This is a genomic window from Streptomyces sp. NRRL B-1347 (assembly GCF_000720325.1).
Taxonomy (GTDB): Bacteria; Actinomycetota; Actinomycetes; order Streptomycetales; family Streptomycetaceae; genus Streptomyces.
The window spans coordinates 152,889-170,103 of record NZ_JOJM01000001.1; the positions used below are offsets into that span (position 1 = coordinate 152,889).

Annotated in this window: 12 protein-coding genes; 9 read left to right on the top strand and 3 right to left on the bottom strand. The window is 71.9% G+C overall.

Going from position 1 to position 17,215, the window contains the following annotated elements:
• Positions 1 to 154 precede the first annotated feature (154 nt).
• Positions 155 to 4,213, bottom strand: a complete 4,059-nt coding sequence (locus IG74_RS0100685) for a LamG-like jellyroll fold domain-containing protein (protein ID WP_030667702.1) — start codon at positions 4,211 to 4,213, stop codon at positions 155 to 157.
• Positions 4,214 to 4,919: 706 nt separating this feature from the next.
• Here IG74_RS0100685 and IG74_RS0100690 point away from each other — a divergent pair.
• The 9 genes from IG74_RS0100690 (at position 4,920) to IG74_RS0100730 (ending at position 16,110) form a co-directional block, all read left to right on the top strand.
• A complete protein-coding gene (locus IG74_RS0100690; RefSeq protein ID WP_030667705.1) occupies positions 4,920 to 5,762 on the top strand; it encodes a M55 family metallopeptidase in 843 nt (280 codons plus the stop codon).
• Positions 5,755 to 7,080 carry a M20/M25/M40 family metallo-hydrolase gene (locus tag IG74_RS0100695; protein WP_030667708.1) on the top strand — a complete coding sequence of 442 codons (1,326 nt, stop codon included), beginning with the start codon at positions 5,755 to 5,757 and terminating at the stop codon, positions 7,078 to 7,080. The genes IG74_RS0100690 and IG74_RS0100695 overlap by 8 nt, the downstream gene beginning before the upstream one ends.
• 42 nt (positions 7,081 to 7,122) lie before the next feature.
• Positions 7,123 to 9,150 (top strand): prolyl oligopeptidase family serine peptidase, encoded by a 2,028-nt coding sequence (locus tag IG74_RS0100700; protein ID WP_030667710.1) that lies wholly within the window; start codon positions 7,123 to 7,125, stop codon positions 9,148 to 9,150.
• Positions 9,147 to 10,082, top strand: coding sequence for a S66 peptidase family protein (locus tag IG74_RS0100705; RefSeq protein ID WP_030667712.1), 936 nt, complete (start codon positions 9,147 to 9,149; stop codon positions 10,080 to 10,082). Before IG74_RS0100700 ends, IG74_RS0100705 begins: the two co-directional genes overlap by 4 nt.
• Positions 10,083 to 10,313: 231 nt before the next feature.
• Complete coding sequence (locus IG74_RS0100710; protein ID WP_030667715.1) at positions 10,314 to 12,110, top strand: CocE/NonD family hydrolase; 1,797 nt, start codon at positions 10,314 to 10,316, stop codon at positions 12,108 to 12,110.
• Positions 12,111 to 12,239: 129 nt separating this feature from the next.
• A complete protein-coding gene (locus tag IG74_RS0100715; RefSeq protein ID WP_030667718.1) occupies positions 12,240 to 12,485 on the top strand; it encodes a LapA family protein in 246 nt (81 codons plus the stop codon).
• Positions 12,486 to 12,512: 27 nt separating this feature from the next.
• On the top strand, positions 12,513 to 13,103 hold the full coding sequence (locus tag IG74_RS0100720) for a GNAT family N-acetyltransferase (RefSeq protein WP_037824137.1): 591 nt from the start codon (positions 12,513 to 12,515) through the stop codon (positions 13,101 to 13,103).
• Between the two features lie 70 nt (positions 13,104 to 13,173).
• Complete coding sequence (locus IG74_RS0100725) at positions 13,174 to 14,070, top strand: arginase family protein (RefSeq protein ID WP_030667723.1); 897 nt, start codon at positions 13,174 to 13,176, stop codon at positions 14,068 to 14,070.
• 96 nt (positions 14,071 to 14,166) lie between these two features.
• Complete coding sequence (locus tag IG74_RS0100730; RefSeq protein ID WP_030667726.1) at positions 14,167 to 16,110, top strand: DUF5107 domain-containing protein; 1,944 nt, start codon at positions 14,167 to 14,169, stop codon at positions 16,108 to 16,110.
• Positions 16,111 to 16,146: 36 nt separating this feature from the next.
• Here the strand turns inward: IG74_RS0100730 and IG74_RS0100735 are convergent, their stop codons facing one another.
• Positions 16,147 to 16,494: a VOC family protein gene (locus IG74_RS0100735; protein WP_030667729.1), complete on the bottom strand. Its 348-nt coding sequence runs from the start codon at positions 16,492 to 16,494 to the stop codon at positions 16,147 to 16,149.
• A gap of 65 nt (positions 16,495 to 16,559) precedes the next feature.
• Positions 16,560 to 17,114: a hemerythrin domain-containing protein gene (locus tag IG74_RS0100740; RefSeq protein WP_030667732.1), complete on the bottom strand. Its 555-nt coding sequence runs from the start codon at positions 17,112 to 17,114 to the stop codon at positions 16,560 to 16,562.
• Between the last annotated feature and the right edge of the window lie 101 nt (positions 17,115 to 17,215).

Below are 17,215 nucleotides of genomic sequence, written 5' to 3' on the forward strand. Positions count from 1 at the left end.
CATTGAGTGATTCAGATCCCTTGTATGCCGTCGGTAGGGCGGCATGCCTGACTGCCCGCCGCATGCGGGCAGGGTCGGTGACGTTGAACAGGAACAGAAATGAAGTACGGGTGGTGGGCCCCGGCACGCGGGGCCCACCGTGCGAGCGGTCGGCTCAGTCGTCCGTGGGGACCTCGGTCGGAACGTCCATCGTTCGGTTCTCCATCCGCTGAATCTGGGCGTCGGACAGAGCACCCTGGAAGACCCACACGTCATCGACGGTTCCGGGGAAGTACTCTCCCGATGCGCCGTCGGTCTTGGTGCGGCCGACCTGGAGCGACTTGGTCGCCTTGAAGGCCAGCGTGTCCTCCGACCAGGAGACGAGGTCCTGGCAGCCGGACTCGTCAGCCTCGCCGTCACCGTCGGCATCGCCGCATGCGACTTCCTGCAGCGCTCCGTTCACATACAGGCGGGCTTCCTTGGAGAACCCGTCGTAGACGACCGCGAGGTGATTCCACAGCCGCGCGTCGGTGAATTCGGTGTGGGCGATGCTCTTGACCGAGGCGTCGGAGTCGTCCTTGTCCGGGATGGCCAGCTCCCAGCGTCCCAAGCCCTCGGGGTCCTTCTTGTCGGGCACGAAGCGCACGGTGAACGCGCTCTGCCGGTTGCCCTCCGCGCTGACCAGCGCGACCTGGCGCTTGGGAAGCGCGGCCGCCCTGGCCCAGGCGGTCACGGTGTAACTGGTGCTGGTCCCCACCGGTGCGCCGCTGGTCGCGGCGTAGCCACTGGTGCCGTTCAGGTCCAGGCCGTGATCGTCGACCATTCCCTCGCCGGCCTTGGCGCCGCCGTGCAGGTTCAGCGGCCGGTCCTCGTCGGAGGAGTCCGGTGTGGTGGCCGAGCTCGTGCCGGTCACGGTTTCGAAGTTCCAGCGGCCCTTGACCAGCGGGCGCTGCTTGAACATCTGCCGCACTTCGTCGGCCGATACGGGCCGGTCCAGCAGGCGCACGTCGTCGATGGTGCCGGGGAAGTGGTTCTTGAGCTGCCCGTCGTAGGAACCGGCACCGATGTACATGGACTGGTCGGCGTAGAACGCTCCGGCCAGCTTGGTGGAGCCGGCCTCGGATCCGTTCACGTACAGCGTCAGAGTGTCGGCGACCATGTCGTGCACGCCCACCAGATGGGCCCATTCACCGACGTAGGCCTGGTCGTCGTCGGCCTGCATGGCCCGGATGGGCTTGGCGTCAGCGGCATCGGAGGAGTACTGGTTGACCGCCCACCGGTTGTAGGCGGAGGAGTAGTACAGCTCGAAACCGGGCGCCTTCTTTCCTGCCTGCGCGGTGATGATCGCTGCCCCGTCCGGCTTCCTGCTGAGCTTGGCCCAGGCCGAGACGGTGAAGCTGCGCGAGGTGTTCACGTGCGGGCCGCTGTTCTTGCCGATCCGGGCGTAGCCGTCGCTGCCGTTGAACTTGGCCGCCTTGCCCGTCACGCCCTTCACGCCGGTGGTGACGCCGCCCTGGTATGCGGCCGGAAGCACGCCGCCGTAGCCGGTGATCTCCTTCGCGTCCGCCTTCTCGTCCAGGTCGAAGACCGCGACCGCGGGGCGGCCGGGGTCACCGGCGCTCTCGTGCACGCGCAGCTTGTCGACCTCGTCCTGAGCGAGCGGCTTGTCGAACAGCTGTACCTCGTCGATCGCACCGGGGAAGAAGGCCGACGGCGTACCGCTGTAGGAAGCGGCACCCAGCTGGAAGCCGCGGCGGGCCTCCCACGGATCGGCGTATGCGGTCTTGCCGACCAACTTGCCGTCCACGTACAGCTCCAGGACGTCACGCGCCGAGTCGTAGGAGCCCACCAGGTGCGTCCACTTGTCCACGCTGACGCCGCCGGGCTTGTCCGCCATGACCCGGGCGATGCCCGCGTCAGGGGTGTCGGACTTGTACTGGTTGAACGCCCACCGGTCGTACTTCTGCGTGTAGTACAGCTCGAAGCCCGGGCTGTGGTTGCCCGGCTGGGTGGCGATCACCGCGGCGCCCTCGGGCATCTTCGACAGCTTGGCCCACGCCGAGATGGCGAAGCCGCGGCTGGTGTCCACGACCGGAAGGTCACTGGCGGCGTAGCCGTCGGTGCCGTTGAAGGACACCGCCGAGCCGCGCGCACCGGTCGCCCCCGGTGTGACCCCACCGTGCAGCTGCGCGGTGCGCGGGGGCGTCGATCCCTTGGCCTCGCTCGCTCCCTTGGGCTCGTCCAGCGACCAGGAGGCACGGTCGGGCTGGCCTGCCTTGACCCGGAACTCGTACGTATGGATCTCGCTGCCGTTGCCGGCCGCGTCGAAGGACTGCGCGGTGATGAAGTTCGGACCCGCCTCGGCAGGCAGCGCCGACAGCGTCTTGGCCGCACCGCCCGTTGTGGTGATCTTGTTCTTCGAACTGGGGTTGACATTGATGCCGTACCGGTAGGACGTCACGTCCTTCTCGGCGGCGTTCAGCTCGAACTTCCCGTACTTGCCCACCCCGTCGTACCACGGGTCCTCCGGGTCTTCCGAGTCGGAGGCCGGGTAGTCGCCCGAGGTGATCGAAGGCCCCTTGGGGACCTTGGTGTCGTGGATGAAGTAGCAGGCGGTCGGGTCTCCCGCGTAGGACCACGGCGAGTACTGAGCCCCGTCGTAGACCCGTGCGTACCAATTGATCTGCTTGTTCTCCGGAATCGACCCGGGCAGGCTGACGGAGAAGCCAGAACCGGACTTCTTGAAGGTGGTGCGGTCCGGCTTCCAGCTGCCGGTCTTGCCGTTGCCGGCATCCCACTTGGCCTGGAACTGCACCGAGACCTTGTCCCCGTCGGGGTCCTTCACGTTCTTGGCCCGGATCTTCCCGAGCGTCCTCACCCGCGGTGCGCTGCCCGGCTTCGCGCAGACGCCTCCGTACTCCATGCGCAGCTGCGCCATCTTCAGCTGCGACGGCGGGCGGTTGTACTTCACCCGCAAGAACGCCTTGTCCGAGAAGCGCTTCCAGCCGTACGCGTCGGACTCGCTGCCGGCCCGCAGGCCGAACGTCATCGTCGACGCCTTGTCGTCGGCCGCGGACTGCAGGGCCGACTTCACCGAGAACTCCGCGTCCTTGGCCGCACAGCCTTCAGCTCCGTGGGCGAAGGACTTAGAGGACAGCTCCTTCTTCCAGAACCCGGAAGCGTTCTGCGAGTTCCACGTCGTCGACGAGGAGATGTCCTTGGTCTGCCACAGCTCCACCGAGCGGTCCGAGCAGGAAGCCGACCAAGTGTTCCTCACCACGAACTCTGCCGAGAGGATCGACTTGCCCGCGAACTTCGACACCGGAATGCGGTAGAAGAGCCGCTTGGTGTCATGAGGCATGCAGTAGTACCAGTTGCAGTACCCCATGCCCGCGTTGTTCTCGCCGTTGAACTTCCACTGCGGCGAGTCGGCCCAGTACTTCGACGCCATCGTCCACGCGGACGTCCGCGGCGAGTACCACTGCGGGTCGATGAACACCGGATAGGTCGTGCCCTTGCCCTTCAGCACGTCCTCGTCCGGGGTCAGCACCAGCTCCTTGCCGCTCTCGGGGACCTCCACGCCCACGGGTGCGAGCTTGCCGGACTCCGCCGCTGCGGGCTCCGAGGTCTGCTGCTGGGCGGCACTGCGCAGCGCCTTGGCCCGCGTCCCGGTGGTCTTCTGCTTGGCCGGGGCGTCGCCCTGGCTTGAGTCCCACATCATCGGACGCGGGGCCTCGAACACCGCTCCCTGCGCGCCCTTGTCCGACGCCTCGAGTCCGCCCTCGGCGGTCTCCTTCACGTCCATGCCGTCGGCCGCGAGCTTCAGCCGCACCGCGGCGAGTTCCGGGCTGGCGGCCGCCTTGGCGGACTTGACGACGAGAAGCTGGGTGAAACCGTCCTCCTGCGCTCCCATCCGCAGGTCTACGTCCGGCAGCACGTTCTCGTACGTGGCAGTACTGCCGTCGAGCGTGGGCTCGGGCAGCTTCTCAGGCCAGGAGAGGGCAAGCTCGCGGCCGGCCTTCGTCATCCGTACCAGCGGCTCGTCCCCACCGCCGGAGAACTCCAGCCCTACCGTGGTCACCTTCGGAGCCACCGCGCCATCTGCGGCTTTCACAAGACCGGTATCGACAGACTTCCAGCCGCCGTCCACCCGGGCCCGTACGGGACGCACATACTCCCGAGCTTCCAGATTCCCGTCAGCGGTGGCGTAGACATCGCTCGACTCACCGCGCATGGACGTCACTTCGACCGGCTTGCCGGTGCGCTTCGCCTCGTCCTGAGCGGCTTCTGTCGTGGCCGCCCCGTCAGGTGTGCCTGTACTCGTGGTTCTTGTTGCCGTCTCACCTGGCGCAGCCGGATCCGCTTGCGCGACCGGTGCGGCACCCGCCAACAAGGCTCCGGTCAAGAGCCCTGTCAGCGTCCCTGTAACTCCGCGCGAGCGCGCGCGTCTCCACATACTGAACCCGTTTCAGACACAAAGATGAAGATTCCCTTAATGGGTAATCAGGCGACGACCCTATGCAGCGAAGGTCCCTGGTTTGGCTGGGTCGTACGGGCATTAGGGGTTTATCGGGCGGCCTTGATGTGGCATTGATCATGGTTGCCCCCCGTGCGGGGGTAACTGGATAACATTCGCAAAACGCAAGAATGCTGAATAATGCGCCACGCTATGAGCGGCGTACTCTCCTGGCCTGGACCGGGTCACGGACCTGGGGTCACTGGTAGTCGCCGCGGTCCGTCCGGGTGGTGCGGGGTGGCAAGTGCCCCGGAAGGTCCCAATGCAGAGATGCCCCCCGAGTCGGTGCCGCTCCTCGTAGCAGGATTTCGCGCCACCCCGTAACGTGGCAGGGCATGAAGATCCCCGTCACTGCCGCACGTTGTCGCGAACTGCTGTCACGGTGTCGACCGAACACTCCTGACCTGCGACGGGACGGCGTGTCATGAAGATCCTCATCAGCGCCGACATGGAGGGCGCCACAGGTGTGACCTGGCCGGCTGACGTGCTGCCGGGTACGCCGCAGTGGGAGCGGTGCCGGTCGATGTTCACCTCTGATGTGAACGCGGCGGTGCTCGGCTTCTTCGACGGCGGCGCCGACGAGGTGCTCGTCAACGAGGCGCACTGGACGATGCGCAACCTCCTGCTCGAAGAGCTGGACGAGCGCGTCCAGATGCTCACCGGCCGCCACAAGGACCTCTCCATGGTCGAGGGCGTCCAGCACGGCGGCAGCCAGGCCGTGGACGGCATCGCCTTCATCGGCTATCACGCGGGCGCAGGGATGGAGGGCGTCCTCGCGCACACCTATCTCGCCAACCAGATCACGGGCGTGTGGGTCAACGGCGTCCGGGCCAGCGAGGGCTTGCTGAACTCCCACGTGGTGGCCGAGTTCGGCGTCCCCGTGGTCCTCGTCACCGGCGACGACCTGGCCTGCGAGGACGCCCTCGGCTATGCGCCCGGCGCGCTGAAGGTCGCCGTCAAGGACCACGTGTCGCGGTACGCGGCGGTGTGCCGCACCCCGGCCCGCACCGCCGCCGACATCCGCGCCGCCGCGAAGGAGGCGGCGTCCCTCGCCGTGCGGCACGAGCCGGTGGCGGACGGCCCGTTCACCGTGGAGGTCGAGTTCGACGCCGAGCACCTGTCGATGGCCGCGACGGTGGTTCCGGGAGTGCGGCGCGTGGCGGAGCGGAAGGTCGCGTACACGAGCGAGACCATGTACGAAGGCATTCGCACGTTCAAGGCGGTCACCACGATCGCCTCCGCCGCGGTGGAGGAACAGTATGGCTGAGCAGGTGGACTCCCAAGCTCTGGACGAGGTCGTCCGGTTCACCTCCGATCTCATCCGCATCGACACCACCAACAGCGGTGACGGCGAGTGCCGCGAGCGCCCCGCCGCCGAGTACGCCGCGGCGCTGCTCGCCGAGACCGGCCTGGAGCCCACGCTCCTGGAGCGCACCCCGGGCCGGACGAACGTGGTCGCCCGCATCGAGGGCACAGACCCGGGCGCCGACGCCCTGCTGCTCCACGGCCACCTCGACGTGGTGCCCGCCGAGGCCGCGGACTGGAGCGTGCCCCCGTTCTCCGGCGAGATCCGCGACGGCGTCGTCTGGGGCCGCGGCGCCATCGACATGAAGAACATGGACGCGATGATCCTGGCGGTCGTGCGCGGCTGGGCGCGCGCCGGAGTGCGGCCCCGGCGCGACATCGTGATCGCGTTCACCGCCGACGAGGAGGCCAGCGCCCGCGACGGCTCCGGCTTCCTGGCCGACGAGCACCCGGAGCTGTTCGAGGGCTGCACCGAGGGCGTCAGCGAGTCCGGCGCGTTCACCTTCCACGACGGCCGGGGCAATCAGCTGTACCCGATCGCCGCGGGGGAGCGGGGCACCGGCTGGCTCAAGCTCACCGCGCGCGGCACGGCGGGCCACGGCTCCAAGGTCAACAAGGAGAACGCGGTCAGCAGGCTCGCTGCCGCCATCCACCGCATCGGGGAGTACCGCTGGCCGGTGCGGCTCACCCCCACGGTGCGGGCGGCCCTGGTGGAGCTCGCCGGGATCTACGGCCTCGAGGCCGACCCGGACGCCCCCGGTTTCGACGTCGACGGCTTCATGGAGAAGCTCGGCCCCACCGCCGGCCTGGTCGAGCCCACGGTCCGCAACAGCGCCAACCCCACGATGCTCCGCTCCGGTTACAAGGTGAACGTGGTCCCGGGTGAGGCCACCGCCTATGTGGACGGCAGATTCGTGCCCGGCGGCGAGGAAGAGTTCCGCACCACCCTTGACCGGCTCACCGGACCGGACGTCGACTGGGAGTTCCATCACCGGGAGGTGGCGTTGCAGGCGCCGGTGGACACGTCCACGTTCGCCAGGATGCGCGCGGCCGTGGCCGAGTTCGCCCCCGAGGGCCGCGTCGTGCCGTACTGCATGTCCGGCGGCACGGACGCCAAGCAGTTCTCGCGGCTCGGCATCCGGGGCTACGGCTTCTCGCCCCTGCGGACGCCGGAAGGCTTCGGCTACCAGGCGCTCTTCCACGGGGTTGACGAGCGGGTGCCGGTCGAGGCTCTGCACTTCGGCACGCGGGTACTCGACCGGTATCTGCGCACGGCCTGACCGGCCGACGGAGCACCTGAAGGACCACTGGGGGAACGGACTATGGGGGAGATGATCGACATGGCGCTGACCAAGCCGTACGGCTCGTGGCTGTCCCCGATCGACGCCGGGCTCGCCGCGGCGCACGACGGCCACCCCGCCTTCGCGGGCTTCGTCGGGGGCGAGGCGTGGTGGACGGAACCGCGCCCGCTGGAGGGTGGTCGGCGCGCGCTGCTGCGCCGCCGCCCCGACGGCCGGGAGGAGTCGGTACTGCCCGCTCCGTGGAACGTGCGCAGCCGGGTCATGGAGTACGGCGGCCTGCCCTGGACCGGTGCCGAGCGCCCCGGCGGCCCGCACGACCCCGACAGCACGCGCGGCCCGCTCATCGTGTTCACGCACTTCGCCGACCAGCGCCTGTACGCCTACGAGCCGGACGCCCCGGGGGCGGAGCCCAGACCCCTGACCCCGGTGTCGGACGTGGGCGGCGGGCTGCGCTGGGCGGACCCGCGGATCCACCTCGACCGGGGTGAGGTGTGGTGCGTCCTGGAGGAGTTCACCGGCGAGGGGCAGACCGACGTGCGGCGCGTGCTCGCCGCCGTGCCCCTCGACGGCTCGGCCGCCGGGGACCGGGCCGCGGTGCGGGAGCTGTCCGACGGGCGCCATCGGTTCGTCACCGGGCCCCGCCTGGCACCGGACGGCGCGCACGTCGCCTGGCTCGCCTGGGACCACCCCCGGATGCCCTGGGACGGCACGGAGCTGATGGTCGCCGAGGTCGGCGCGGACGGCACCTTCGGCGGCGCGCGCCGGTTCGCGGGCGGCCCGCAGGAGTCGATCGCGCAGGTCGAGTGGGCGCCGGACGGGCGGCTGCTGTTCGCGAGCGACCGCACGGGCTGGTGGAACCTGTACCGCGCGGCGCTCGACGGCAGCCCCGTCGCGCTCTGCGCGCGCGAGGAGGAGTTCGGCGGGCCCCTGTGGCAGCTCGGCCTCAGCTGGTTCGCGCCGCTGGACAGCGGCCTGGTCGCGGTCGTGCACGGCACGGGCGCCACCGCGCTCGGCGTCCTCGACCCGGAGACCGGCGAGGTCGTCGACGCGGCCGGGCCCTGGACGGAGTGGTCGGCCTCGGTCGCCGTCAGCGGCACCCGGGTCATCGGCGTCGCCGCGAGCCCCCGCAGCGCGTACGAGGTGGTGGAGCTGGACACCCGCACCGGCCGTGCCCGGGTCATCGGCGCGGCGCACGACGACCCGGTGGACCCCACGTACTACCCCGAACCGCAGATCCGCACGTTCCTCGGCCCCGACGGCCGGGAGATCCACGCGCACGTGTACCCGCCGCACCACCCGGGCCACCTCGCCCCCGACGACGAACTGCCGCCGTACGTGGTGTGGGCGCACGGGGGGCCCACCTCGCGGGCGCCGCTCGTCCTCAACCTGGTGATCGCCTACTTCACCTCGCGCGGCATCGGCGTCGCCGACGTCAACTACGGCGGCTCGACGGGCTACGGCAGGGAGTACCGCGACCGCCTGCGCGAGCAGTGGGGCGTCGTCGACGTCGAGGACTGCGCCGCCGTCGCCCTCGCCCTCGCCGAGGAGGGCACCGCCGACCCCGCGCGCCTGGCGATCCGCGGCGGCAGCGCGGGCGGCTGGACCACGGCGAGCTCCCTGACGACGACGGACGTGTACGCCTGCGGCACGGTCATCTACCCCGTCCTCGACCTGACGTCCTGGAGCGACGGGGAGACCCACGACTTCGAGTCGCGCTATCTGGACACCCTCATCGGGCCGCCCGACGAGGTGCCGGGCCGGTACGAGGAGCGCTCGCCGGTGCGGCACGCCGAGCGGGTCACCGCGCCGTTCCTGCTGCTCCAGGGCCTGGACGACGTGATCTGTCCGCCCGCGCAGTGCGAGCGGTTCCTGGCGCGGATGGAGGGGCGCGGGGTGCCGCACGCGTACATCGCCTTCGAGGGCGAGGGGCACGGCTTCCGGCGGGCCGACACCCTGGTCCGGGCCCTCGAAGCGGAGCTGTCGCTGTACGCGCAGGTGTTCAGGATCGATCCGGCGGGCGGTCTGCCGACGCTGGAGCTGACCAAGTGAGCGCGGTCGTCGAGCCGTTGACGCGGCCCGCGCGGCTCGCCCCCGGCGCCCGGGTCGCGGTCGTCGCGCCCAGCGGACCCGTCCCCGAGGACCGGCTCGCGGCGGGCCTGGACCTCCTGCGCGGCTGGGACCTGGACCCCGTGGCCGCCCCCCACGTCCGGGACACGCACCCGCGGTTCGACTACCTCGCGGGCACGGACGAGGACCGCGCGCGGGACCTGCAGAGCGCCTGGTGCGATCCGTCGGTGGCGGCGGTGTTCTGCGCGCGCGGCGGGTACGGGGCGGCGCGGATGGTCGACCTCCTCGACTGGGACGCGATGCGGGCGGCGGGGCCCAAGGTGTTCCTCGGGTTCAGTGACATCACCACGCTGCACGAGGCGTTCGCGTGCCGCATGGGGCTCGTGACGCTGCACGGCCCGATGGTGGCGGCATCCGACTTCCTGAAGAACACGCGGGCGCAGGAGCACCTGCGGGCCACGCTGTTCGAGCCGGAGTCCGTGCGGGTGATCGCCTCCGGAGGCAGGCCGCTGGTGGGCGGGCGGGCCCGCGGGGTGACGCTCGGCGGCTGCCTCTCACTGCTCGCGGCCGACGTGGGCGCGGCGGGCGCGCGGACCGGTGCGCGCGGCGGGCTGCTGCTCCTGGAGGACACCGGCGAGGAGGCCTACCGCCTCGACCGCTATCTGACCCAGCTGACGCGGGCGGGCTGGCTCGGCGGCGTGGCCGGGGTGGCGCTCGGGTCGTGGGCGGAGTGCGAGTCGTACGAGAGGCTGCGGCCGCTCCTCGGCGAGCGGCTTGAGGGGCTGGGGGTGCCGGTCGTGGAGGAGTTCGGGTTCGGGCACTGTGACGGGGCGCTGACGGTGCCGTTCGGGATACCGGGGCGCCTGGACGCGGACGCGGGGACGTTGACCTTGGACATACCCGCGCTCGCTTAGGGAGCGCGCGAGCACGTGTGGCGTGCGTCCCGTCCGCTGAATTGCCGTCAAGAATCCAGTGCCACGGGCGTTGCCCCCGCATGACGCGTGTCTCCGTACGAGCGCGCACCGGTGTCTGCCGGGCGGTGGTCGGACGCCCACACCGTGGAGGCCGTCTTGTTCCGTCATGCCGTGTCGTCGTTCCGCGCAGCCTCACCGAGGGGTGGCGCCGCACCCGGAAGGGGCGGCCGGGTGAGACTGCGGACGCCGCTCGCGCTGGTCGCCGCCGCCGCGCTCACCGCGCCCCTGCTCGTCGCCGCGCCCGCGTCCGGGGCCGGGGAGCGTGGCGGGGCCCGGAGCGGCCGGTTCACCGTCACGCCCCTTACGTTCACGGTCACGGCGGGGGAGCGGCGCTGCACCGTGGACGCCGATCTGTACCGCCCGCGGGGCGTGGACCGGGCGCACCCCGCGCCCGCCGTGCTCGCCACCAACGGCTTCGGCGGCAGCAAGGACGACGCCGCCACGGCCGCCATCGGCAAGATCGTCGCCGAGCGCGGCTACGTCGGGCTCGTGTACTCCGGACTCGGCTTCGGCAAGTCCGGGTGCCTGATCTCGCTCGACGACCCCGGCATCGACGGCCGGGCGGCCTCCGGGCTCCTGGACTTCCTCGCCGGTGAGCGGGCCGCCGCCGACGGCACCCGGGCCGACTTCGTGGTCGAGGACGCCCCGGGCGACCCGCGCGTCGGCATGGTCGGCGCGTCGTACGGCGGCGCGGTCCAGCTGGCGACGGCGGCCGACGACCACCGCGTCGACGCGCTCGTCCCGCTGATCACCTGGCACGACCTCGTCTACTCCCTCGACCCGAACAACGCCGTCGACCGGACCGCCGGGGGCCGCGAGGTGCCCGGCGCCGCCAAGTGGCAGTGGATGAACGGCTTCTACCTCGTCGGCGAGGGGCAGCCCCTGCTCGTGCCGAACCTCGACCCGTCCCGGATCAACTCCCTGGACTGTCTGCACTTCGTCACCCGGGCCTGCGAGACCATCCGCACGCTCAACTCGGGCCGCTATCCGGCGGACAGGACACGGCGGATGCTGGAGTACGCGCGCAGCGTGTCGCCGGTGTCGTACCTCGACCGGGTCGAGGCGCCGACGCTGCTTGTGCAGGGCCAGGCCGACACGCTGTTCAACCTGAACGAGGCGGAGGCGACGTACCGCACGCTCAAGGAGCACGGCACCACCGCGAAGATGATCTGGCAGTCCTGGGGGCACAGCGGCGGCATGGAAAAGCCCGCCGCCGGTGAACTCGACCTGGCCAAGGGCGACCTGGAGTCGACGTACGTCGGCCGCCGGATCCTGGCGTGGTTCGACCGCTATCTGCGCCACGACGAGAGCGCGGACACCGGGCCCGACTTCGCCTACTACCGCGACTGGATCAAGGACCCGGAGCACACCTACGCCACCGCGTCGCAGCTCCCCGCGGACCGGCGGGAGCTGTACCTCTCCGGCGACGGCAAGCTCGTCGACGACCCCGCGCGCGTGACGCCCGGCAGCCGGACGTACCGCAACGGGCTGCTGCCCACGAGCCACTCCGAGCGCTCGGTCGCCGGGATGGCGGGCCTGCCCGATCCGGCGCCGTACGACACCGAGGGCACCCACCTCGGCTGGACCACCGCGCCGCTGAAGAGGTCCGTCGAGGTCGTGGGGGCGCCCGAGGCGACCCTTGAGGTGCACTCGCCCCGCGCCGAGCGGGCGCAGCGCTCCGCTGACGCCGCCGACAAGCTGGTGCTGTTCGCGAAGCTGTACGACGTGGCGCCGGACGGCAAGCAGACCCTGGTCCACCGCCTCGTGGCGCCGGTGCGGGTGCCGGACGTGCGGAAGCCGTTCACGGTCCGGCTGCCCGGGATCGTGCACCGGTACGAGAAGGGGCACCGGCTGCGGTTCGTGATCGCGGCCAGCGACGGGGCGTACGGCGGGAACCGCGGCGTGAAGCCGGTGACGGTGACCAGCGCGCCCGGCGACACCGGGGTGCTGCGGCTGCCCGTGACGTAGCGGAAGTCACCCGTTCGGCCCACGGACCCACCCGCCCGCGTCACCCGCCGTGCGCCGTGCGCCGACCGCTGTCCATCCTGACGGGACGGGCAGCGGCCGGCGCTGCGACGGATACGGAAGGGTCCCGCCATGAGCAGTTCCACGGGCGGCTCCAAGAGTCCCTCGAAGGGCGGCGCGGCCGGGCTGATGACGCCCGGCAGGATCACCGTCGCCGTCATCGCCCTGCTCACCCTCGTGTTCATCTTCGAGAACACCCGCAGCACCAAGATCCGGCTGCTGATCCCCGAGGTGACCATGCCGCTGTGGATGGCACTGTTCGGCACGGCGGTGATCGGCGCGGTGTGCGGGGCCTACTTCGTCCGACGGCGCAAGTGAGCCGGGCACCCCGGTAACGTGGGGCGGATGCGCCAGCCGAGCCCCCGCCACCTCGCCGAAGGCCCCCGTGTGGGGATACGCGGCTTCACCCCCGCCGACGGGGCCGAGTTCACGGCCCGGGCGCGGGAGAGCCAGGAGCTGCACCGGCCCTGGCTGTTCCCGCCCACCACGGAGGAGACCTACGCGGCGTACGCGCGCACGCTCGTCGAGGACCCCACCAAGGCCGGGTTCCTGGTCTGCGAGCGGGACTCGGGCGCGATCGCCGGGTTCATCAACGTGAACAACATCGTCCAGGGCGGCTTCCGCTGCGGGGCGCTCGGCTACGGCGTGTTCGCGCACGCCGCCGGGCGCGGCCTGATGCGGGAGGCCCTCGGGCTCGTCGTGGACCACGCGTTCGGCGAACTGCGCCTGCACCGCCTGGAGATCAACGTGCAGCCCGGGAACGCCGCGTCGATCGCGCTCGCCCGCCGCCAGGGCTTCCGCCTGGAGGGCTTCTCGCCGGACTTCCTGTTCATCGACGGGGCGTGGCGCGACCACCAGCGGTGGGCGCTGACCACCGAGATGCGGGCCGCGTCGCAGGCCGACCGCGCGGCGGGCGCCGATCCCCGCGGGACGTGATACCGGCCGTGACGTCGGCCACGGTCAGGGCCATTGAAGGCGATGGCCCGTGTCGCGGAGGATGGACCGCATGCGGAACATCGTGGTCATCGACGCGCCCTCCAACCTGGGCCTGCGCCCGCCCGCCCCGGGCACCGTGCCCGGCTGCTACAAACTCGCGGGGGCGCTGCGCGAGCGCGGCATCCTGCGGCGCCTGAACGCCTTCGAGGGAGGCGTCGTCGTACCGCCGCGCTACGACCGGGGCGACTGGCAGGAGGGCGACGGCGTGTTCAACGCGGCCGCGATCGCCGCGTACACGCCCCGGCTCGCCGACCGCATCGAGCACCATCTGCGCGCCGGGGACCTGCCCCTCGTCCTGGGCGGCGACTGCTCCATCCAGCTCGGCGCGTCCCTCGCGCTGCGCCGCCTGGGGCGCTACGGCCTGGCGGCGATCGACGCCTCCGCGGACTTCCGGCACCCGGGCAACTCCGACCGGATCGGCGCGGCGGGCGGCGAGGAGCTGGCCCTTGCCACCGGGCGCGGCCAGGACGACCTCACCGACCTCGAAGGCCTGCGGCCCTATCTCAAGGACGAGGACGTACGGATCTTCGGCATGCGCGACGAGGACGAGGACCGCGCCGAGCTCGGCGAGCTGAAGATCCCGACCGTGACCGTCGGCGAACTGCGGCAGTGGGGCGCCGCCGACGTGGCCCGCTCGGCCGTCGTCGCCCTGGAGCACGAGGCCCTGGACGGCTTCTGGGTGCACCTGGACGCCGACGTGCTCGACCCGTCCGTGATGCCCGCCGTCGACAGCCCCGACGAGGACGGTCTGCACCCGGACGAACTGCTCGCGCTGCTGCGGCCGTTGGTCCGCTCGCCGCGCTGCGTCGGGCTCAACGTCACCATCTACGACCCGGACCTCGACCCCGAGGGCACGGCGGGCGACGTGCTCACCGACGTCGTGGTGGCGGCCTTCGCCGACGCGTGATCGCTCTCGGCTTCACGGGAAGCGGGCAGGGCCTCTGGTCCGGGCGGCGTTCAGCGTGTTCCATGGTCAACGACCCGATGACCTGAGGAGACCGCCGTGGCGACGACCGTGCGACGCGACGTACTGACCCTGCCCGCCGCCGCGTTGGGCCCGGACAACCCGCTGCCGCCGCTGCGCCTTCCGCGCGAGCCGCACCGGGTCGACGACAGCGCGCGGCAGGGGCTGCCGCGCGACATGGCGCGCCAACTCGGCTACGAGCCGCTGCGCTCGGTCCTGCCCGCGCCGCTGCGGGACGGCTACGGCAGACGGCGTACGGCCACCTCTTTCGACGTGCTCGTCCTGGAGAACGAGCGGCTGCGCGCCACCGTCCTGCCCGGCATGGGCGGTCGCGTGCACTCGCTCGTGCACAAGCCGACCGGGCGCGAACTGCTGTACCGGAACCAGGTGTTCCAGCCCGCGTGCTTCGCCCTGAACGGCGCCTGGTACGCGGGCGGCATCGAGTGGAACATCGGCGCCACCGGGCACACCGCGCTGTCCTGCGCGCCCCTGCACGCCGCCGTCGTGACCGCGCCCGACGGCGGCCCGATGCTGCGCCTGTGGGAGTGGGAGCGGCTGCGGGACGTGCCCTTCCAGGTCGACCTGTGGCTGCCGGAGGACTCCGACTTCCTGCATGTGGGCGTGCGGATCCGCAATCCGCACGAGAAGCCCGTGCCCGTCTACTGGTGGTCCAACACCGCCGTGCCCGAGGAGCGCAGGGTGCTCGCGCCCGCCGCCGAGGCCTGGCGGTACGACTACGCGCGCGCCCTCTCCCGGGTGCCGGTGCCCGAGCCCCACGGCCCGTACGCCGCCGACCACTTCTACGACGTGCCGGACGGCGCGCGCCGCTGGATAGCCGCGCTCGACGCCGACGGGCACGGCCTCGTCCAGACGTCCACGGCCGCGCTGCGCGGGCGCAAGCAGTTCCGGTGGGGCGCGGGCAGCGGCGGGCGGCGCTGGCAGGAGTGGCTGACCGGGCAGGACTCCGGCGGGTACGCGGAGATCCAGGCGGGGCTCGCGCGCACGCAGCTGGAGCACGTGCGGCTCGACGCGGAGAGCGAGGTCGCCTGGCTGGAGTCGTACGGTCCGCTGTCGCTCCCCGCGGACGTGGCGCACGGGGACGACTGGGCGGCGGCCCGCGCGGCGGCCGAGGCGGGGCTCGCCGACGCGCTGCCGCCGTCGGCGGTGGACGCGGCGTACGAGCGGTGGCTGCCGTACGCCGACGACGAGCCGGGGGAGACGCTCGCCGTCGGCTCCGGCTGGGGCGCGCTCGAAGTGCTGCGGGGCGAGTACAAGCTGCCGGGCACGCCGTTCGCCGAGGCCACGCTCGGGCCCGAGCAGGAGCCGTGGCTCGAACTGCTGCGGTCCGGGGCGGTGCCGGAGCCGTCCGGGACCGGGGCGCCCGGGCCCACGCTCGTCGCCCGGCACTGGCGGGACATGCTGGAGACGGCGCCCGCGCGGCCGCACGCCGAGTACCACCTCGGGGTCGCGCAGTGGCACGCGGGGGACCGGGCGCAGGCGGAGCGCAGCTGGGAGCGCGGGCTCGAACGGGCCGCGGTGCGCTGGCCGCTGCTGCGCTGCCTGGCGGTGGCCGACCTGGAGTCGGGGCACGGGGAGCGGGCCGCCGACCGGTACGAGGAGGCCTTCGCGGACCTGGGCGAGACCGAGGCGGCGGGGGCCGTGGGAGCGGCGCTCGGCCGGGAGGCGATCGAGGCGCTCCTCGCCGTGGGCCGTGCGGAGGCGGCGCGCGGGGTCTGGCGGCGGCTGGGCCCCGCCGTCCGGGAGCTCGGGCGCTTCCGGTTGCTCGACGTCAGGCTCCTGGTCGCGGAGGGGGACGCGGCCGGGGCGCGCGCGGTGCTCGACGAGGGCTTCGAGGTGGCGGATCTGCGCGAGGGGGACGAGGGCTTGGGCGAGCTGTGGGCGGCGGTGGCACCGGGGGTGCCGGTGCCACGGCGCTACGACTTCCGGATGCGTCCTGCCGCGGCCCCGGAGAGCGGGGCCTGAGTTCCCGGTGCGGGGCGGCCCGGCGCGGCGGTGACGTCACGCGTTGCGGTCGACGTACTCGAAGACCGTGCCGTCCGGGTGCATCGCGATCAGATTGCGGCCCGCGGGGGTGGGGACGGGGCCCGCGACGATGTGGGCGCCGGAGGCGGTGAGCGTGGCGTGGGCCTCGTCGACGTCCTTCACGGCGATGGTCGCCGTGACCTTGCGCAGGATCTCCAGCTCGTGCTCGGGCCCGCTCATCAGCAGGAAGCACCCGACCGAGGCGACCGAGACGCCGCCCCGGTCGAAGCGCATCGCTGTGCTGCCCGTCAGCCGCTCGTAGAAGGAGACGGACGCCTCCAGATCGGTCACGCAGACACGCAGCACGGTTCCCAGGATTTCCATACGAACGAGCCTAGTTGGCCGGGGCCGGGCAGGAGATCCATTCGGCCGAGGTCACGCGCGCGGGCTCACGCGCCCTTGGTGACCTTGCGGATGGCGTCCCGGGTGCGGTCCACGACGGTAGCGACCGGCGCCGTCGCGACGTTCTTCAGGGCGGTGTCCGTGCCGGGGTGCGGCCGCGTCGGCGCGACGGCCTCGGCGGCCCGCACGGCGCGGGCGAGGGTCTCCAGCTTCTTCCGGTCGGTGACGCGGTGGAAGTGCGCGAACTCGTACCGCTCCTCGGCCTCGGCGTGCGCGAGCACGTCCTGGCGCAGCGCGGCGAACAGGTCAAGGAACTCCGGGGAGTCCGGGTCCATGTCATCGAGCCGGGCCAGGGCCTCCTTGGCCCCTTCCTCCTCCTTGAGGCGGTCGGCGACGACCAGCTCGCCGCCGTCGATGTTCCTGCGGGCGAAGGGGTGGACGACCTCCTCCTCGGCGGTCTCGTGCACCGCGAGGAGCCGGACGGCGTCCTGGAAGCACTCCTTGCGCTCCTCGCCCTTGGTGGTCGCCACCTTGTCGAGCAGCTCGCGTATCGCCGTGTGCTGTGCCGTGAGCAGCTCCACGACGTCGTTGCGCTCGGTCATCGTCGGCCTTCCTCCCGGTCCGTCTCCACGGACCTCTCGGGTGTCCTTCCGGTGCGAGCGGCCCGGGTACCCGGGGCCAAGGGTCGTTACGCGCCGCGACC